This is a genomic window from Pseudobacteroides sp., assembly GCF_036567765.1.
In the GTDB taxonomy this organism is placed as follows: domain Bacteria; phylum Bacillota; class Clostridia; order Acetivibrionales; family DSM-2933; genus Pseudobacteroides.
Window position 1 is genome coordinate 64,365 of record NZ_DATCTU010000033.1, and the last position, 19,894, is coordinate 84,258.

At 35.5% G+C, this 19,894-nt stretch carries 19 protein-coding genes; 12 read left to right on the forward strand and 7 right to left on the reverse strand.

Features of this window, described 5'->3' with window-relative positions; translation table 11 throughout:
• The first annotated feature begins 5 nt into the window (after nt 1-5).
• The 6 genes from VIO64_RS05790 (at nt 6) to VIO64_RS05815 (ending at nt 8,102) form a co-directional block, all read left to right on the forward strand.
• A complete protein-coding gene (locus VIO64_RS05790; RefSeq protein WP_331916093.1) occupies nt 6-1,943 on the forward strand; it encodes a GAF domain-containing protein in 1,938 nt (645 codons plus the stop codon).
• Complete coding sequence (locus tag VIO64_RS05795; protein ID WP_331916095.1) at nt 1,940-3,079, forward strand: DNA repair exonuclease; 1,140 nt, start codon at nt 1,940-1,942, stop codon at nt 3,077-3,079. Before VIO64_RS05790 ends, VIO64_RS05795 begins: the two co-directional genes overlap by 4 nt.
• Nucleotides 3,079-5,658, forward strand: coding sequence for an ATP-binding protein (locus tag VIO64_RS05800; protein ID WP_331916251.1), 2,580 nt, complete (start codon nt 3,079-3,081; stop codon nt 5,656-5,658). Before VIO64_RS05795 ends, VIO64_RS05800 begins: the two co-directional genes overlap by 1 nt.
• A gap of 15 nt (nt 5,659-5,673) precedes the next feature.
• The gene (locus tag VIO64_RS05805; RefSeq protein WP_331916097.1) at nt 5,674-6,606 is read left to right on the forward strand and encodes an NlpC/P60 family protein; all 933 of its coding nucleotides are present in this window, start codon (nt 5,674-5,676) and stop codon (nt 6,604-6,606) included.
• A 171-nt stretch (nt 6,607-6,777) separates the two neighbouring features.
• Nucleotides 6,778-7,368, forward strand: a complete 591-nt coding sequence (locus VIO64_RS05810) for a PilZ domain-containing protein (RefSeq protein WP_331916099.1) — start codon at nt 6,778-6,780, stop codon at nt 7,366-7,368.
• An 89-nt stretch (nt 7,369-7,457) separates the two neighbouring features.
• On the forward strand, nt 7,458-8,102 hold the full coding sequence (locus VIO64_RS05815; protein ID WP_331916101.1) for an SMI1/KNR4 family protein: 645 nt from the start codon (nt 7,458-7,460) through the stop codon (nt 8,100-8,102).
• 84 nt (nt 8,103-8,186) lie between these two features.
• On the opposite strand, the gene VIO64_RS05820 is transcribed toward VIO64_RS05815, so the two are convergent.
• The 4 genes from VIO64_RS05820 to VIO64_RS05835 are packed head-to-tail and all read right to left on the reverse strand — an operon-like array spanning nt 8,187 to nt 10,383.
• Nucleotides 8,187-8,396, reverse strand: coding sequence for a hypothetical protein (locus VIO64_RS05820; RefSeq protein ID WP_331916103.1), 210 nt, complete (start codon nt 8,394-8,396; stop codon nt 8,187-8,189).
• Complete coding sequence (locus VIO64_RS05825) at nt 8,396-9,130, reverse strand: hypothetical protein (RefSeq protein ID WP_331916105.1); 735 nt, start codon at nt 9,128-9,130, stop codon at nt 8,396-8,398. The genes VIO64_RS05820 and VIO64_RS05825 overlap by 1 nt, the downstream gene beginning before the upstream one ends.
• Nucleotides 9,117-10,010 (reverse strand): ABC transporter ATP-binding protein, encoded by an 894-nt coding sequence (locus VIO64_RS05830; RefSeq protein WP_331916107.1) that lies wholly within the window; start codon nt 10,008-10,010, stop codon nt 9,117-9,119. The genes VIO64_RS05825 and VIO64_RS05830 overlap by 14 nt, the downstream gene beginning before the upstream one ends.
• A 1-nt stretch (nt 10,011) precedes the next feature.
• Entirely contained in the window at nt 10,012-10,383 is a 372-nt protein-coding gene (locus tag VIO64_RS05835) for a GntR family transcriptional regulator (RefSeq protein ID WP_331916109.1), read from the reverse strand.
• A 148-nt stretch (nt 10,384-10,531) separates the two neighbouring features.
• Between VIO64_RS05835 and VIO64_RS05840 the strand changes: the two genes are divergently transcribed.
• The 4 genes from VIO64_RS05840 to VIO64_RS05855 all read left to right on the forward strand — a co-directional run bounded on the left by VIO64_RS05840 (nt 10,532) and on the right by VIO64_RS05855 (nt 13,085).
• On the forward strand, nt 10,532-10,735 hold the full coding sequence (locus VIO64_RS05840) for a DUF6954 family protein (protein WP_331916111.1): 204 nt from the start codon (nt 10,532-10,534) through the stop codon (nt 10,733-10,735).
• 324 nt (nt 10,736-11,059) lie between these two features.
• Nucleotides 11,060-11,545 (forward strand): MarR family transcriptional regulator, encoded by a 486-nt coding sequence (locus VIO64_RS05845; RefSeq protein ID WP_331916113.1) that lies wholly within the window; start codon nt 11,060-11,062, stop codon nt 11,543-11,545.
• Nucleotides 11,546-11,698: 153 nt separating this feature from the next.
• Nucleotides 11,699-12,874 (forward strand): ArsA family ATPase, encoded by a 1,176-nt coding sequence (locus VIO64_RS05850; RefSeq protein ID WP_331916115.1) that lies wholly within the window; start codon nt 11,699-11,701, stop codon nt 12,872-12,874.
• Entirely contained in the window at nt 12,867-13,085 is a 219-nt protein-coding gene (locus tag VIO64_RS05855; RefSeq protein ID WP_331916117.1) for a hypothetical protein, read from the forward strand. Before VIO64_RS05850 ends, VIO64_RS05855 begins: the two co-directional genes overlap by 8 nt.
• Nucleotides 13,086-13,270: 185 nt before the next feature.
• Here the strand turns inward: VIO64_RS05855 and VIO64_RS05860 are convergent, their stop codons facing one another.
• Nucleotides 13,271-14,491, reverse strand: a complete 1,221-nt coding sequence (locus VIO64_RS05860; RefSeq protein ID WP_331916119.1) for an MGDG synthase family glycosyltransferase — start codon at nt 14,489-14,491, stop codon at nt 13,271-13,273.
• Nucleotides 14,492-14,670: 179 nt separating this feature from the next.
• Here VIO64_RS05860 and ypeB point away from each other — a divergent pair, with 179 nt between their 5' ends.
• Nucleotides 14,671-16,062 (forward strand): germination protein YpeB, encoded by a 1,392-nt coding sequence (ypeB, locus tag VIO64_RS05865; RefSeq protein ID WP_331916121.1) that lies wholly within the window; start codon nt 14,671-14,673, stop codon nt 16,060-16,062.
• A 267-nt stretch (nt 16,063-16,329) separates the two neighbouring features.
• Nucleotides 16,330-17,406 carry a type II CAAX endopeptidase family protein gene (locus VIO64_RS05870; RefSeq protein ID WP_331916123.1) on the forward strand — a complete coding sequence of 359 codons (1,077 nt, stop codon included), beginning with the start codon at nt 16,330-16,332 and terminating at the stop codon, nt 17,404-17,406.
• Nucleotides 17,407-17,722: 316 nt separating this feature from the next.
• Here VIO64_RS05870 and VIO64_RS05875 read toward each other — a convergent pair whose 3' ends face one another.
• Nucleotides 17,723-18,778 (reverse strand): ATP-binding protein, encoded by a 1,056-nt coding sequence (locus VIO64_RS05875; protein WP_331916125.1) that lies wholly within the window; start codon nt 18,776-18,778, stop codon nt 17,723-17,725.
• Between the two features lie 17 nt (nt 18,779-18,795).
• Nucleotides 18,796-19,770, reverse strand: coding sequence for a DnaD domain protein (locus tag VIO64_RS05880; RefSeq protein WP_331916127.1), 975 nt, complete (start codon nt 19,768-19,770; stop codon nt 18,796-18,798).
• Nucleotides 19,771-19,894: the final 124 nt, after the last annotated feature.

Consider the following 19,894-nt stretch of genomic DNA (forward strand, 5'->3'; position numbering starts at 1 on the left):
TAAACATGGAGTATAACCAAATTTTAAGCCGAATTGAGCAGGAAAATAAAGAGAGACTTCTATCCACTAAAATATTCAGGTATTCCGGCATAATTAAAGCCATTGAGTTTTTTTCCCAAAGATTGACCTTCGAACAGATAGTCGATGGAGCCTTTGATTTTACAAATGAGCTTTTAACCATAGAGCATTCTGCAATATTTTCTCTACAGGGCAAAGACTTTGTAGCAAGAAATGTTAAAGGTGATAGTAATGGTATTGCCAGGATAAAAAATACCAAGGAGCTTTCCAACTTGCCTAAGTATTACGGTTATCTTCTTTATGAGCAGGATGTACTTAATAAATACTTTGATGAAGCCATAATCAAAGCATATAATGTTACTATGGTTATTCCACTAATTATAGATGATTTCCTGTTTGGATTTATATTTATCTCTAACAAAGCTATGGGACAGCTTGAAAGTGAAGACTTCATAATAGCAGAAGCATTGATGAAGTTATTTAATAATGCCCTTGAGAATCATAAGAGGTTTGAAGACCTTCAGGATATGAACAGGGAATTAGATGAAAAGGTGTTTAATCTCTTTGCAATAAATCAGTCATCTAAAGCCCTCTTAAGCGAGTTGAACTTAAATGCACTCTACAATCTTTCCATAGATGTTTTTTCTGAACTTACCCAAAGTTCCATAACAGGATTTGTTATCTATGATGAGATGAGTGAAGACTACAAACTGAAGGCGTTCAAGGATATTCATTTTAAGGATGCGGATTTTATTATTGGATTAAACGCTAGAGGACAAGCGACAGTCGATGCATCTAGGGTTATACTGGATATGGATGAAAAGGAATCTATAGACTATTTTAACACTTTATTTGTTGAAGGCCTTGATTCAATTAAATTTTTAGAAAGCAAGTTTATAATACTTATTATAAAATATAATAAAGTTCTGGGATTTGTATCTCTAGGTCCAACAACAACAGGAGTTCCTTATAATAAAGGTGTTTTTGAGCTGACTGAAAGCCTTGCATCAGCTGCATATATTGCACTTTCAAATGCTCAGTTTTTTAAAAAGGTAAATGATCAGAAAAAGCTTTTGGAGAACAAGCTTTCAGATCTTATTTCACTAAACAGTCTTATGAAAAATGTTAACAGCTCCAAGGACATTGACACGCTTTTTGACTTGACACTTAAGACCCTAAATTTATCCTTTGATGTTGAAAAAGCAATGGTGACACTTTATGATGAGGATAAAAACACATTCAAAATTCAAAATTGTCTAAACATAAAAACCAGTAAGAAGAAAATTAATATTGGAACATGCTGGAAAAAGGTGATGGAGGGTGATACTGTATTTGATGCGAGAGAAATAGCTCCACTTAAGTATATTAAAAAATCCCTTGTAGATGAGATAGGTAAATGCTCGGGTATTCTTATAATTCCAATTTTTCTTGAAAAGCTGGAATTGGAAATATTAGGAGCCATAATTGTTTTCAAATATAAGGACTCACTGATTTGTGATGATGAGTATATGCTGATATTAGAAACCATAGCAGGGCATATAGCTCCTGTGATTTCATGTATGAATACAGCGGAAAAAAATAAAAAGGTAACCTGTCCCGATTACAATTACCTGTTTAAGGCGGACCTTGAAAAGGAAATGAATGAGGCACAGAATCTTTTTATCGAACTTAATGTGGTTTACTTTGAGGATAAAAATTTTAAATCACTATTTGAAAATAATCCATTTATTGATAAAATAAAAGAAAAATTCATTAAGGTTTTTCCAATTTCAAATAATAATTTATTTGCGATTACAAATGAGCCTTATGAAGATGTGAAAGAAAAAATTGTTAAGCTGAAGGAAATATATAATTTTGATTCACGGATATTCGTGTTTGGAAAGGATTTTAAAAGCTATAAACAGTTTACCGGGTGTTTTGAATGAATAAACTTAAATTTCTGCACTGCTCCGATATACATCTTGATATGACGTTTACTACATTGGGAGCCGACACAAAGAGATCCTCCGACAGACGGCAGGATCTTAAGGAAGTTGTATCCTGTATTGTGGGCTTGGCAAAAAATGAGAAGGTCCATATGATTCTAATTTGCGGGGATTTGTACGAGCATGCCTATATAAGACGCTCAACAATTAACTACGTCAATGAGCTTTTTAAAAGCATACCAGATATAAAGGTCATCATGATACCTGGAAATCATGACCCTTATGCATCAAACTCCTTTTATCAAAACTACTCTTGGGCGGATAATGTTTATATTTTATCACCCCAAAATAGTTTTTTTTGTTTTAAAGATATAAATGCATGTGTTTTTGGAATGGGATTTGAAAACAGTAACAGGATAGAACCGGCTATCCCGCAGATATCCATTAACCCCGAGTATTTTAATATTTTAATGCTTCATGGTACTGTAGACATGAATTTTGGCAAAACTGTTTTAAATCCCGTGTCAAGTAGCAGTTTAGCTGGATCGGGTATGGATTATATAGCACTTGGACATTTTCACAAGAAGACTTCTGACATCGGGGGCCATGGAAGGGTATTTAACCCCGGCAGTCCTGAACCTTTAGGATTTGACGAGGAAGGTGAACATGGCGTATTTTTATGCACTTTATACATGGATGCTTATGGTAATAGAAAAAGGCTTGAATATGAATTTGTCAGGACTTCTAAAAGGCAGTACTATAATCTGGAACTGGATATTTCAGGCTTTAATACAGATGAGCAGATATTGGAAGCTCTAAAGGAGCAGATAAATAATGTTCCTTTAACCAGCCTTATTAATATATGTTTAAAGGGCTTTACAGAAAACGATTTCAACCCAAACATAAGGTACATAGAGGAATGTTTGAATGAAAGGATATTTTATATTAAACTGGCAGATGCTACAAGTCCTTCTTACAATGTAGGTGAAATATCCCATGAGCCAGGCCTTAGGGGATTGTTTGTCCGGAAAATGCTTAAAAAGATAGAAGAAGAGAAGGACGATGAAGTTAGAGCAAGGCTAAAAAAATCTTTGGATCTGGGACTTAAAGCCTTGGAGAAAGGTAAGATAGATTGATGAAAATAAAAAGGCTGGAACTGACAGCATTCGGTAAATTCAAAAATCACATAGTGGAATTTGACGAGGGTTTAAATTTAATATTTGGGGAAAATGAGGCTGGTAAAACAACTCTGCAAAATTTCATAAAATATATGTTATATGGTGTTAAAGGTTCTAAACAGTTAAAGGGGTATGATAATCCAAAAAGATACAAGCCCTGGAAGGACAGCGGATTTTCCGGCACAATGGAATATGCTCTTGACAATGGCCCGGTAATAACGGTCAATAGGAACTTTGAGGATAATAGTGTAAGGGTCTATGACTCTTTTTTTAATGATATAACGAATACTTTTGAGATGGGGAAAAACAAAAGCGTATTATTTGCCCAAAAACATTTGGGGATAAATGAGGTATGCTTCGAAAAGACTGTTTTTGTAAGGCAGGCAGGTGCACTGGTGGATGTTGCAGGCCTCAGTGAGCTTAAGAATATGCTTATAAACCTTGCACAGACGGGTTTTGAGGATGTTTCCTTCATAAAGGCAGAGAAAGCATTAAAGGAGGCTATAAAGAAACATACAGGAAATGCCAGGAGTTCAGATATGTCTCTTGACAGGATTAATGCCAGATTGATGGAGCTTAAAGCTGCAAAGGCAGGAATGGAAAGAGAAAGAGACAGGCTTATGCTGCTGGATAAGGAACTTAAAGAACAACATGCTCACCTGGAAATGCTTAAAAGTGCCATGAATGGTATTTATGATACAAGGTCTTATTTGAAGCTGAGAAGGGATTTGAAAACCGCAAAAGCTAGAGAAAACGATCTCAAAGATATTTTGAGCAGAATCAAAACACTTGAGGCTGAGAAAGCTTTGCTGCAGCGAAATACTGAAGGGGCTGATGCTGGTGAAAGCACGTATTCAACGCTCAGGATGCTTTCAATTGATGAACTGGAGGAACTAATAAATGACTGTAGGTGCTACCTGGATTATGGTGAAGAGCTGAAGATTCAAAAAGAAAGATTTTGCAAGAAGAAAGGGGAGCTGGAAGAGGCGGAAAGCTCCATAGATAGAATAGCCGCATTTAAGCATCTTGGCAGCAATGTGGATGAAGAAATGCTGGAATTGAATATTAAAGTTGACAATATAAAAAAACAAATTAATAATATAAGAGGAGAATCCTTTTTTGAAAGTAGTGTTAAAAATGGCCTGAGCCTGTATAATAGGAAAAAAAGCCTAGGCGTTTATGGAGTTGCCATTATATTGTGCATAATACTGGCGGTTCTATTTACTGGCGGTTTTTTTATAAATCCATTGCTTCTAGTAGGGGGGCCTGTTTTTTCAGCAATTGCCATAGTCCTTTACGTAATGAAACACAATCATCAAAAAGTGGATTTGCCAGAATTGGAAAAAAAGGAGAGCAACCCATTAGAAGCAGAGATGAATAAGCTTGAGGAGAGAATTGAATCCATACTCCTTACAGTTAAAGTGGCGTCAATTGAAGAATTCTTCAGACTTCATGCTTTGTACAAGAGCAGTGTGATCTATTTTAACGATTTGAATAATGATCTTTGCATGCTTGAAGGGAAGCTCATTTCCATTGAAAAGCAGCAGAATGCATCGTGGAACAATATACAGGAGAAGCTTTACCGGGCAGGCATTGATATAGCACAAGAGTACATAAATACGGAATTCTTTAATATAGTTAAAAATGTATATAGCAAAAAGATGTCACAGAATTCCGACAGGCAATACAGGGAATCAAGAAAAGCAGATATATTATTAGAGCATGAAAAATGTATTGAAAAGGCTGCACAGATTACGGGTAGTACCTCAATAATGCGACCTGATGATGTTTATAATGAGCTCAATAGAATAACACAAAATGTGAGCATAATTGAGAAAGACTGTGCGTTGTATGAAGAAAAAGGAGTGAGCATATTATCCAGTGAGGCTTCCTTGAATGACCTTGATGAGTCACTGGATAAATCCCAAAAGACACATGAGCAAGAGCTTCAGGAAACTCTCTTAAGGATAAAAGAAATTGAAACTATTTTAAAAAATTCCTTGAAGGATGAGGAACTTCAGAGAACGGTGGAAGAGATAAATGAATTGGAAACAAGGAAGGATGACCTTGAAAGCCTATTGTATTCACTTAAAACTGCTCATGAAACCCTTAATGAAGCAAGTGTGGAAATCCACAGGGATTTTGTTCCTGCATTGAATGATAAAACCGGGTATATACTAAGGAAAATGACAGGAAATAAATATGAAAAGCTTAAACTTGATGACAATCTTGTTATAAGGCTTGTGGAGCCGCAAACTGGAGCTGTAATATCACTTGATATGCTGAGTTATGGAACGGTTGAACAGGTTTATCTTGCATTAAGAATTGCAGCATCGGAGCTTTTAATGGGAGAGACCTTGCCTCTTATGCTGGATGAGGTATTTTCCTTTTACGATGATAAAAGGATTGCAGGAACTTTGGAAATGCTTAAAGGTATATCAGCAGGGAGGCAAATAATTCTTTTTACCTGCAAGGAATGGGAGATGGATAAGATTTGCCAAATGTGCCAAAGCGGTATTAATGTTATCAAGCTGTAATAGAGTGGGGTAAAAATGAGTAAAAAAGTTATATTTATGATTTTAATTTTAACGATGGCATTCAGCGGATGTGGGAAAAAAGAAAAGAGTGCCAATTCAGGTGCAGGTTTTTCCGGTACCTTTACAACAGGAAAAGCCTGGAACAACATAGGAGTTATAACTGAAACAATTGTGGATTTATTTAAAGAGGCTACTGTTCAGTCGGAAAAGGTAACACAGGTTTTGTACAATCAGCCGGTCAATATAATAGAGACTAAGGAATCCTGGTCAAAGGTAGAGGCTGTGGATGGGCTACAGGGGTGGATAAAGACTAGGTACATAACTAGTGAGACGTCCTCACTTGATGAAGATAACTCCGAACCTAGGATTATAGTTACTGTCAGAAAAGCGAATGTTCTGTCTCAGGTTGCAAACGGATCGCTTATTAAGGATGTTGTCATGGGTACCGAGTTTTCAGTAATAAATAGTGTTCAGGACTGGTATGAAATTGCTTTACCGGATGATAAAACAGGATGGATCAGTGAAAATGGTACTATTCATATAGATGCCGGGAAAAAAGTGGAGAAGACTTCTGCCCAATCATTTGTTGCTACTGCACTAAAATTCAAGGGAACGGTTTTTCTTCAGGGAGGAATAAGTGCCTGGGGTATAGATAGTGCAGGCCTTGCATATATTTGCAGCAGGATAAATGGAATTGAGCTTCCAAGGAGTATAGACAAGCAATACAAAATGGGTAGGGCCATTGATATCAGCAAAGAAAAACCCATTGCAGGAGATCTTGTTTTTTTCAGCTCAAACGAACACAGGAAAGATATATCGATGGTGGGCATTTTTGTCAATAATACCCAGTTTCTACTAGCTAGCAAAACCGATTATTCTGTAGCAGTGCATGAATCTGAGGAGGATTATTTTAAGCAGCGTTTTATCGGTGTAAGTCGAATCTTTTAGCACGTAAAGAAGGATTTTATTAAGCTTCTATAGAATATCTATATAATCTAAATATATTGCAAAATACAACTTTCATAAGCAATGAATTTGAAGCTTATGCATTAGCGTTGCCAAATTGGAAACAATACAAATTGAATATATGATGTAACATCTGCATATTGGGGTGATAAAATGTTGAAGACGGACAAGATCGTTTTAATTAGCCACTACTCAGCAGTAAAGCCATTTAGATGTGACATAATAGATGCAAGTGATTCATCAATTACTCTCCGGTTAACAAAGCAATTTTCTATTCTGAACTTTCTTGAGGGAGACCCTGCAGTCATCATGATAAAAGAACAAAATAATTTAATAAATATTGGATGCAATGTTACATCGATAGACTCCAAAGCAAATATAATAAAATTGCGAATTGATACTATAGAACCGGGCTCAGAAATGAGACTTCATGAAAGAAAACCGGTCTCTTTATATGCAGATGTTAGGCAAAAAGGCAAAGATAAGAAATATATTGCAGTGATAAAGGATATAAGTGCATTTGGAATTAAAATATACTCGAAGGAATCATTTTATGTTAATGATATTCTCCAAATTGACTTGTATATGCAGCAGAAAATAATATTTTTAAAAGCCGTAATATTAAGAAAAATTCCACATAAGGATTTTTTTGAATATGGTATGAGAATAGAATATGAAAGCTATGAAACATTAAATTTCATTCAAACGTATATTAAAAACCTGTCTGAAGATCATCCTTTATAATTTACAATAAAGTTTTTATTTATATTTACTTAGGATGCTTCATAATATATTATTATAAAGAAATAATATATTGAAAGAGGCATGCACTGATGAAGAATATGGAGCAACTTAGTGTTAAGGAACTTTGGGACCTTGTAACAGCAGTATACGAAAAAGAAAAACCGGACTATAAATCATATCTGAATCCGGCGGTTGAATTGAAAGAAGTCAGTACTATCGAAGAAAAGATGGGGATCCAGTTACCCGATGAATTAAAGTCACTTTACTTATGTAACAACGGTGAAAAAGAAAACCTTGAAGGAAGCATTCTTGGCCTAAGATTTCTTTCTGTAGGTGAAATGTTTCTTAGTTGGTGTGATTGGCTATATGTATTAAAGGACAAGGAGCTTATGAAGGCCTGTGAAAAAGAAGCAGAATCTGTTCCGGAAAATGCTGTCAGGAAAGTTTATGTCAATAGAAAGTGGATACCATTCGCACATGACCAGGAAGGAAACTATATAGGTATTGACCTAGATCCTGATGAAAATGGTACCGTTGGTCAGATTATAAATTATGGCAGCGATGAAAACAGGAAATATGTGATAGCAAAAAGCCTTAGAGAGTTTCTGTTTATAATGGTGAAAGTCCTTGAAAGCAGCATGCCTTCAATAAAAACAAGGTACAAGAGAGTTGTTATAAAGGTGTGGGAAGATAACCCGATACAAATGATTATTGACAAAAGGAATAAAAATTAAAAAATAAATATATAACATCCGCTGTAATTCTCTTATATAAAGTTGTATGAGATGACAGCGGATGCTGCATTTATATCAGGAAAATCAAGGTGTTTTATTGTCTATATCAAATAATGATCTGTATTTATCGAACTGTATCATGGGAAGCCAGGGCCAGCTTGAATTAACTACTTTATTACTGATCTCCTCGGTATGAAGCCTTTCTCTGGCATCTTCGATGCTGCTTATTGGATAAAGTGTTGACAAAAGAGATAATACTGCAAAAAACAATAAAACGATAAAAGCTTTTTTCATTATTGACTCACCTCCATGCTTTTTAATGGCAGGTAACTTAAAATCTGCAATATAAGGGCACATCCAATAAGCTTTACAGCCAGCAGCGGAGCCGACTGTTCACCTGCAAAAAACATTATTATGCCAAATAACAGGTTTCTGCCAAAGGGAAAAATTAATAATATTGCTATAGCTGTGGAAAGGGTTATTATGCTCTTAAGACCATATCTGAAAATAACTATGAATAATAAGTAGGTAAAAACTGTGAGTGCTACTATATATAAAACCGACATAATAAAGCCTATACTGAAGGAATCGAAGGTAATTTGATTTATATAAACAAAATCCTTGTAAATAGACTTAAGTATTAAGGAGGATAGAATTTCTAATAAATAGGCATTACATGTAATTAATAAAAGGATAAACGTATTTATACAAAAAACTATAAAGTTACCCAATGTATATATTTTTCTGTTGATTGGAAATAAAAACTTTGTTTTAAGAATTTTCTTTTGGGAAATTAATATTGAAGATATAAGCATGACAATATAAGCAACACCAGAGCCTACAACCAGGGGTCCCCCATTATTGGAGCTATCTTGCCCTGTTGATAGCATAATTACCTGAAGAACTATAGCTATAAAAAGGTTTGCGAAAATTATACAAGCACCTGTTATATAAGTTCTCTTGGAAACAAGAAGCTCACTTAAAATATAACCCTTCAATGATCTCATCTCGTTGTTAGTTAAAAGCATCAAAACCACCCTTTCCGTTGCTTGTTGTCCATATATATACATCCTCTATGGAAGCTTTGCTTACATCCACATTGTTTTCTTTGAGGTAACTGAAATCTTCTTTAGACAAGTTGTTTTCAATGCCTGCAATGAAGCCTGCACCAAAAGTTTCTGTTTTCAGAATATTCTTGCCTTTTATAAATGGCTCAACTATTTCTTTTTTTCCATTCAGGATAATACCATAACTTTGCAATTCTTCAATACTTTTATGAAAAACAAGCCTGCCGCCGTGGATTAACACCATTTCTTCCAGCATGTTTTCCAGCTCGCTCATCAGGTGGCTTGAGATAATAAGGGTTCTTGGATTCTCCACATAATCCTTTATCAAAATATTGTAGAATTCTTTTCTTACAGTAACATCAAGACCAAGGGTTGGTTCATCCATAAGTGTAAGGGGTGCTCTGCAAGCTAGGCTCATTATAATATTAAACTGAGTTTTCATACCTCTTGATAGCTTTTTATATTTTTTCCTGCCATCAAGGTTAAAATATCGTATAAGCTTATCTGCATATGCACCATCCCAATTTTGATAAAAAAGCTTTCCGAGGCTTAATATATCATTGAGGGTAAGGGATTCATCATATTGAATTTCCTCATCTATAAATGTCAGCTTTGACAATACATCAATATTATCAAAAGGCTTGCTGCCAAATATGCTTATGGAGCCGGAGGTTGGTCTTAAATATCCTGCACATGTTTTCAGGAAGGTAGTTTTGCCTGCCCCGTTTCTTCCAATAAGACCTATTATTTTATTTTCACCAAGGTAAAGATCAATTGAGTCAAGGGCTTTCTTATCCTTATATGTCTTTGTTAATTGGTTACAGATTATAACGTCACTCATGTTACTCCCCTCCTTCAAATCTGTCTATCATGCTTTTTAATTCTTCCCGTGAGATTCCCAACTTTTGTGCCTCGTGAATAATTTCCTTGAGAAGACTGGATAAAAAGTTTTGTTTTCTTTTATTTTGAATTATATTCATTGCATTTTCCGAGACATGCATACCTAAACCCCTTTTCTTATATAAAATTCCCTCAGAGACCAGGAGATTAATTCCCTTTGCGGCAGTGGCAGGATTAATGTTGAACTGCCTAGCTATCTGATATTGGGAATAGGCCTGGTCATCGACAGTCAGTAAACCGTTTAATATATCATCCTCAATACCTTCGGCAATCTGAAGATATATAGGCTTAATACTGCCTTGATCAATTTTCATTACATCACCACCTATGCTGCATTAGTTATGTAATGTAGTATATCACCCGTGAGGTCGATAGTCAATATGCTATATAAATTTTGTGGTAATAATATAAATATAAATTATAAATAGTGATAAAATTATAAGTATAAAGGGAGGTTTCGCTATGATTATGAATTTATTCTTCGGTATACTTATGGCTGCCGCATTTTTGCTCGTAACATTCTTCGGACTTGGACCGGTTTTGTTAGCAGACGGACCAGACAGTGAGAGAGTGGCAACTTTGGCAGTTGTTATTCTTATTTATGCTGTACTTGTAACAATCTCAGTGGTATTTATAAGAAAGAGAAGGGTAAAGAGTGGGAATTAAAGTTCGAATTATTCTTAGGTCGGTTTAAAGTACCCGGAGACCGCTGCCGAGGAAACTCCGGGTATATTACCGAAAATACGAAAATGTCGCTAATAAAAATACAAGGAGATATTTAAAGTATTTCTAATTATAATACAATATATACCAATGTGATACTGAAATTTTTGTTATAATACTGGATAAAATTGTTATGCTTCTTAAATGAATATGAAATAGCACAAAATTGTCATATTACTAAAAGGGGTTGACAAAGTACTATAAAAAGGGTATTCTGTAATTAGAATATTTCGATATGCGAAGTATTCTGCAAAAGGAGATTGGTTCATGCAAATAAACTCTACTATATTTGATTTGATTTTTAATAATATAAATAAGATTTTTTATCCTAGGGATATTATTAATATAGATTTGGAGCTATCCAAGTCTGAAATAGTTCTCCTTTTACAGCTTGAAAAACAGGGCGAGCTCATGATGTCAAAGGTATCGGACAGCCTTAATGTTCCAATGAGTACAGCAACAGGTATAGTTGAAAGGCTGGTTAAAAGCAGCTATGTATTAAGGGATAAAAGTGAAAATGACAGGAGAATTGTCGTAATAAAGCTGACAGACAAAGGAAAAAGTCTGGTCTCAAAGATACATACCCTTGCATTAGGATATATAGATGACATTTGCAGTGAGCTTGAACCTGAAGAAATTGATATGCTTATAAAAATATTTTATAAGGTAATACATGTAGTAGAGAGGAAAAAAGCCTCAGACCGCAAGCCTAAGGATAATGGAAATGAGATAAGAAAAATTCAAATAGATTGACGATAAAATTTAAGCTAATAATCAGGCCCTTTTTAAAAGGGCCAAAATTAAAAAAAATACTTCGATAGGCGAAATATTGGATTAGCGAAATAGCGAGTATTAAAGTTTTTATTATAATGTTACTTTAACTACCAACAAAAGGAGTGAACCGTTATGAGAATTATTGTTTACACAGGCAAAGGCGGAGTGGGAAAAACAAGTATAGCCGCAGCTACAGCTTTGAGATCGGCAAGAAAAGGGCTTAAGACGCTAATAATAAGCACAGATGCAGCACACAGTCTTGGGGATTCCCTAGATATTGAGCTGGGATCGGAACCCGTTAAAATTGAAGAGAACCTCTGGGCTCAAGAGATTGATACTGTTCATGAAATTGAAAAGGGATGGGGGAAGGTTCAGGAATACCTGACCATGCTTTTCACATCCAAATCGGTGAAAGATATTTCAACAGAAGAACTAACAGTATTTCCTGGGATGGACGAACTGCTGAGCCTCATAAGAATTCTGGAACATTACAAGAAAGGTTTTTTTGACCTCATTGTAATAGACTGTGCTCCTACTGGTGAAACCCTGGCACTTTTAAGCTATCCTGATCTTTTCAGGTGGTGGATGGATAAACTTTTTCCGATTAAAAGAAAGGCAATTAACCTCACCAGGCCTGTAATAGAGCCCTTATTAGGGATACCCATGCCTTCGGATGGAGTTATGGGTGAAATTGAAAACATATTCAATCAATTGGATGAAATGAAAAAAATATTTACAGACCGGAAGTCCACCAGCATCAGAATAGTTGTGAATCCTGAAAAAATGGTTATCAAAGAGGCAAAGAGAAGCTTTACCTATCTCAATATATATAACTTCAATGTTGATGCAATTGTTGTAAACAGGGTTATACCCAGTGACATAACGGACAGCTATTTTACGCTTTGGAAGGAAATTCAAAGCAGCTATATTGAAGAAGCTCGGCAATGCTTCTCGCCTATTCCAATAATGTATGCACCGCTTTTTGAAAAGGAAATAGTGGGGGTGGATATGTTGGAAAGGCTTGGAGAAAAGGTTTTTGCAGACCTTAGTCCTGAAGGGATATTATACAACATAAAAACTCAGACAATTGAGAAAAGCGGAAAAAACTATTTATTAAAAATAAATATGCCCTTTTGTGAAAAGAGTGATCTAAGCCTGGCTCAAAAGGCGGATGAACTCATAATAAGGGCGGGCAGAATTAAGAGAAATATTACTCTTCCCAAAACATTGCAGTACCTTTCAATCACATCGGCAAAGTTTGAGCAGGACACTTTAAATATTGTGTTTGGTGGTGAAAAGAATGGATAATAAGAGATTAATCAAGGAGATTGTGAAGCTTGAAATATTGAAAACAAAGCTTATACTGGATATTCTGCCGGGACAGCTGGGAAGCCATGCTAAGATGGGATTCGATTCATTCTTAGAGGCGTTGAGTGATGTGACGAAAGATTATGTTGATAAGCATCCGAAGGAAGGTAAGCCTAAAGAAGACCAACTTAACAGGGTAAATATTGAGTGAGGTTTTGATATAATTGAATTACAATTCATCTCCGGTTTTACCCTATTTTATCAAGAGGCATTATTCAATAGGATTTACCATTGATAAATTGAGGACTGTTTTCTGCCAAATAAAGAGTAAAAGCATTAAGTAAGACCTATAAGTTAATACTTAATGCTTTTACTTTATCTAGGTTCACAAGAGGTTCAGTAAGCCCAAGGCTGATTATCGGGACTTGATATATTAAGTGTATTTTTACTCTGGGATATGGAGTTTTTTTGAAGTTCTGGTTTTACATGGCTGTGTTCTTCTTTAAATGCCAGGGACATTTCTGCAAGTAGACCTGCAATTTTTTCTGTTGCATCAGGTTTTGCAAGAAACTTGGCCATTTCTTTCATATGGCACATTCTTAAGGGATTGTCTATTAGCTGGTGTAGTATATTTTCAAGATCACCCTTTTTAATAGCTCTTGCAGCTGCTCCTATGTTAGAAAGAAATTGTGCGTTTCTTTCTTCCTGACCTGGGATAGGAGAGATAAGAAGCAGAGGTATGTTTTTGGTCAATGCCTCAGAAACCGTCATTCCTCCGGGCTTTGTTATCAATATATCCGACATTTCCATATAATCTGAAATCTTATCAGTATACCCTATAATATGGATGCACTTTTCGGAGTTTTTTGAATATCTTTCAAGCTGACTGCGAAGCTTATTATTTGTGCCTGTTATAACCACAATTTGGATATCTCTCTTTAATTTTAATAGAGACAGGAAAGTATTCTTTATATTACCAAATCCTAGACTGCCACCCATTATGAGTATTGTAGGCTTGTTTTTCATACCATATTTTGATAGAAGCTTGTGCTTGTCGTTATTTTGATAAAAGCTCGTCCCTACAGGGATTCCTAATGGATGAATTATATCGCTTGAAATACCTTTATTTATAAGCTCGGTTTTGATAAAGTCGTTAGCCACTACATAGGCAGACACATACTCATGTACCCAATAGGAATGGGTTGTGTAGTCTGTTATAACAGATATTGTGGGGGTCTTAAGCCTGCTCTTTTTATGAAGCGTTGACAGTATCTGGAGTGGGATAAAATTGGTGCATGCAATAACCGATGGATTAAATTCATCTATTAGCTCCATCAGCTTTATAGCCAAAAACCTGTTTAGCATGCTTCCAAAATTGTATCTACTTCCTATCGGCTCGGATAATGAGTAATACTTGTCATAGATTCTTGGAGACATTTTAAGAATGCTCAAGTACCCACCAACAATGATTCTATCCAATAAAGGGCTTATGTATTTATATGTATCGATAATCATTATATTGGAGTCAGGGTATTTTAATTTAATCTGCTCACTAATTGCTTCAGCTGCTTTAATATGTCCTGCTCCAGCAGAGACTGTAAGTATAAGTATTTTCATTCGAATCAAACCCCTTATTAAATTGATTTTAATCGGTATTAACATTTTTATTTTTCTCTGAAAATAAAAAAATATCATAAAATATTGCATTTTGTTTAAAAATACATATGAATATATTTTTAAATGTCTAGGAAATAAAAGTTTTATATGCTAATTCAATTTGGACAGGAGGTATTATTTTGGGCATTAGAGATAAACTGTTAGATTTTAAGCGAAGGTTATCCGATAGAAAAATGTATAGTATTGTTATCGTTATTATTGGTGCATTAGGGGTTTGGGGAATGTATCAGTACAAGCACTCCGGCAATCTGAGGCAGGAACTGGATAACCAGTATAACAGGGCTTTTTTCGATATGGCAGGCTATGTAAGAAATGTTGAGGTGCTTTTGGTTAAATCACTTATAACCTCATCACCCCAAAAAACAGCATCAACATTGCAGGAGGCGTGGAGACAGGCCAATCTTGCACAGTACAATTTGGGGCAGTTGCCCATTTCATCGGGAATTTTGGCAAACACATCAAAGTTCCTTACCCAGGTAGGGGATTTTTCATACTCTATGAACAACCAGAACCTGCAGGGAAAGCCTTTATCCGACAAACAATACAAAACTTTGGAGCAGCTCCATGATTATGCAGTGAAGCTGGGGTCAAGCCTGGGCAACCTGCAAGGAGAACTCTCTGCGGGGCGATTAAAATGGGGAGAGCTCTCTAAAAAAGGAGCCAGTGTATTTAAAAGAACCTCGACTACACTGCCGTCTAAGGAGTTTGAAAATATTGATAAAACTTTTCAAGCGTACCCGACTCTTATTTATGACGGTCCTTTTTCCGACCATATAGCAAGTGCACAACCAAGAGGCATTACAGGAAATATGCTTACAGTACAACAAGCAAAGCAAAAGGTTTCAGAGCTATTTAAATACAAAAACGTAAAGGCTATAACTCAAACAGATAAGGTAAAGTCCGATACCATAAAAACCTATGGTTTTAGGGTTACATTCAACGGTGTTCCTGATGATCAGGCTGCTAATGTGGATGTTACTCAAAGGGGTGGGCATGTATACTGGATGCTTATGAACAGACCTACGGAAAAAGCCAAGCTCAATATAGACGAAGCAAAGGCAGCCGGGAAAAAATACCTTGAAAAGCTTGGTTATAGCAGCATGGAGGATACTTATTACATTAAGGAGGACAATACTGCAACCATAAACTATGCGTACAAACAGAATAATGTCATAGTCTATCCCGACCTTATCAAAGTAAAGATAGCTCTTGATAATGGTGAAATTGTTGGTGTTGAAAGCAAGGGGTACCTTTTTTCTCATATGACAAGAAGCATACCACAGCCTAAGGTGACTGAGCAGCAGGCACGGAGTATGATAAATAAAAAGATGCAGGTTTTATCTTCTGGTTTGGCTATAATACCAACAGACTACAAAACAGAGCTGTTTACTTATGAGTTTAAGGGAAAACTAGGTAATAATAATTTTCTTGTATATATAAACGCGGAAACAGGAAGAGAAGAAAATATCCTAATGATTGTTGATACTGACAGGGGTATTCTGACTTTCTGATTACTGGGTATATAGATTTATAAATATAACCTCTGTCAATAAGAATTAAATAAATTACAAAAAACCGGGCTCATTGCCCGTTTTTTATTTTCTCACGACAACAATCAATGATGGAAAATTTCAGACTATTTTATTATGTCTGGGGAGTTATGGTGTTACTATATGTTTATAATACTCCGATATTAGGTATATGTCGGTTTTGTCCTTGCATAAATTTTGCCATAGTTGTATTATAATTAATAAAAATACTTTATGGAGGATTTCCTTGTGAATGAAAACAGTTTTGAAAAAGAAGATGTAAATAGTGGGATGTCTCATGAAGGGACACGCAGAACATTTAGCAAGCCTACCATCAAGGAAGCAAGTGTATTGTTCTCTATTGCACTTATAATATTTATGCTGCTTAGCAATCTTATAGTAAGACTTCCTGTTGGAGATTATTATATCAAGGCTATATCAGCGGAGATACTATTGGTTTTGCTGCCGCCTATTATATTCCTGTTCCACAAAAAGTACGATATAAGGAAAGTACTTCGTCTAAATAAGATAAGCTTCATTAACATTGTATTAATAGTATTCATAACTTGCTTTTCAATACCAGTGGTGGGTATATTGAATTTTGCCAATATGCTTATAATTAAATTGATATTTGGCAGCATAAATTTACCTCAGGTAAATATACCTGACGTAGTAACTCTTGTAAAGGGTTTTATTGTAATAGGTATGTCAGCGGCAGTATGCGAGGAAGTCCTTTTTAGGGGAGTTATATTGCGGGGATATGAAAAGCTTGGTAATACCAAAGCAATTATTATTACTGCCTTTTTATTTGGGTTGATGCATCATGATTTTCAAAGGTTTTTAGGAACATTTCTTTTGGGTATACTCATGGGTTTTTTGGTGTACAGGGCAGATTCCATATATGCAGGGATGGTAGCACATTTTACAAATAATTCTCTTGTTGTATTGCTGTCATATGGGCTTGGGAAACTTTCAACGCTGGGAAAAATAGCAGGAGCTAATGGTGGGACGTCAGATGGAGATCAAAGTCTTTCCATGTTTTTAGCAATGCCTAAGATTCAGCTTATAACCACACTTGGAATATTCGCAGTAATGTTTGTTTGCTTTTTGGCAGCTTTAGGCGGCCTGGTTTATGCATTTATGAAAACTACCACAGTACCATCAGATACAGATTTTGAGACCCGAGATGAAAGCAAGGTAAAAGGTTTGCTGTGGATCATACCGGGCGTTGCTGTAATAGTCTTGATTTATTTGCTTCAGGGTGTTTCCATGGCGGGGATGGAAAATGAGTTTTTAAGAAGCATAATAAAAGTATTGGGGCTATAAATAGCCCCTTGGTATACTTTATTATTATTTGATGCTGCCTCTATTTGCAGTTATTTTTTGCGAAATAATTTTGAAGCGATTAATATTATTCCAATTCCATAGAGAACAATGTTATAAACTATTATGGTGATAATTAAATCAAAAAGGATCCACACAAGTAAAAATTGTTTTAATGAGTCAAAGTAGTCAATCAGGAATTCAATCTTAAAGACCCACAACATCACCCCAATTATAAATATAGCTGCAAATATAACAGCAGGTATAATTAAATTGCTTAAAAGATCTTTTAAAACTGACTTTAAACCATTCATATCCTTTATTCCATTCCGTTTTTAACTTGCTTTATTATTCTTTGAGGTTTTGTTTTGCCTCTGATGTCTTCTCCGGTAAACTTAATAAAGGAAAAACCGCCTATTATTCGTGAGGCTACCCTCTCGGTATAGTAGTCATATAGTTTGCCGGGCTCAATGTTTGTAGATATTATGATTTTACACGGCCTTGAAAGATTATTGAGCTGTCTTATGTTCAAAATATTTAAAAACTCTGCATACCTGGCAGTTGTTTGGGATTCAGTTCCCAAATCGTCTATTATAAGAAGGTCGGTATCAAAGATGCTGCTGTACTTTGTATCCTCATCCCCTTCGTCTTTTAATGACTTAAGTTTGAAACTGCTTATTGTGTCAAAGAGTATGGGGGCGGTATGATAAAGTACGGTACCGCCTCTTTTAAGTATTTCTGAAGCAATGCAACTGGCCATAAAGGTTTTGCCTATACCTGTGGGACCGCAGAAATACAAATTTTTCTCGTCTGGATCTGAAAAGTTATCTATAAATTTGAGGCACTTTTCCTTTATACCTAGGATGTGATCTCGAGGAGATTTTTTGATCCCATATTTTTCTTCATCTACGTCATCAGGAAACAAGGTTTCATCAAAGCACTCAAAGTTTTCACTCTCTGTGAGCTTAAGATTGGATTTTTCAAAGCTTAGGGCAACAAATTGCTGCTTAAAGCAGGCACAGCTTTCGAAACCATGAGCACCTTCAATATACCCCATATCCTTGCAAAGGCTGCATTCATAGACAGCCTCGAGATAATCTCTGGAATAGCCCATCTGTACTAGTAGAGCCTCCCGTTCGGCCTTCAATGAATCAATATTCCTTGTCAGTTCATCAACAGCTTGGAGGTATGAGTTTTCGGAAAGCAGAATCATTTTATTGTATTTCAAACCAAGCTTGTTTATTTCGTCTTCAATTTCCATCAGCCGGGGTACCTTTTGGTAGAGCCCATTGCGCCGTTCTGTAAGGTTATCATAAGCGAGCCTTTGCTTTTTGTCATATTCATTTTTAAGTATACTATATAAGTTTTTTCTCATAAAACCTCCAGAAAGGTTTAAATTTCTTCATACAAATTTTCGAAGTAATCCTTGTCGTACTTTCGCTGGTTGAAGTTGGAATGCTGAGGCACTTCCGAGACCTTGTACTGCTGCTTCATACTTTGCTTTCTCGCATTGTCATAGGCCAGTATTTCATCCTTAGTCTTAAGGTTGTTATTGTACCAGTCAGTTATAATTGAGTTGAGATATTCAAAGCTTGGATTAGCCTTTTTAGGCGTTTTTTTAAGGGCCAATTCAATTATCTCAAAATCATATTTGTACTTCTCAACCCATTTTTCAACATATTCGCTTTCATATTCGGTAAGGTTTCTTCCAAGACCAAGTTTTTTCACAATTTTGCCCCGGATGCTCTTAAACCTCTCATACTGCAAAGAATAATTATCAAGATCAATTGAATTGCGAACATTTTTGCTTTTCCAGCTGTCAGCTACCTTTACTATGTAGTTTTTGGTAAGCCCGTTATGCTCATAACAATATTGAAAGAGTGCAAACATTACATCATCCTCAAAATTGTATTTATCAAACCATGCATCAATATCAGTATACCATGATGGGGGCATTACCCCTTGGAAAAATTTGTTGTTTATAGACTTAATTATCGCATTCCTGGATTTATTTCTCTCGGAACTAAGAATGGCTTCTTCAGGAGTTGAAGTTTGCTTAAGTCTATATATTTTTTTGATTTCTTTTTCTTTCAGGTCGCTGATGGTGATGCTGCTGCTGTTTTCCTTCCTTGTAATAACGCCTATACTTTCCAGGTATATCAGTGAATCCTTTACTTTGTTTAAATCAATGCCAAGCTTTTTTGAAAGATCCTTGGCAGAAGCATATTTATTATACTTGCTAAGGAACAAGCAGTGCACAAATATTTTAACACAATCCCCATCCATTGAGGGCATGTACTCATTTATAAAAATATCCGGAACAAGCGTATCTGAATAGAGGATTGATTTATACGACTCAAAAAACATAATATCTTCCCTTCATTGGTACTTTTCATATATTTAATGTTTCTCAACAGTATTACCATTATATCATATAGGATAAAAGTAGCAAAGCTTTACCATGTTTCCGGGAAAGCTATAAAATTTGATT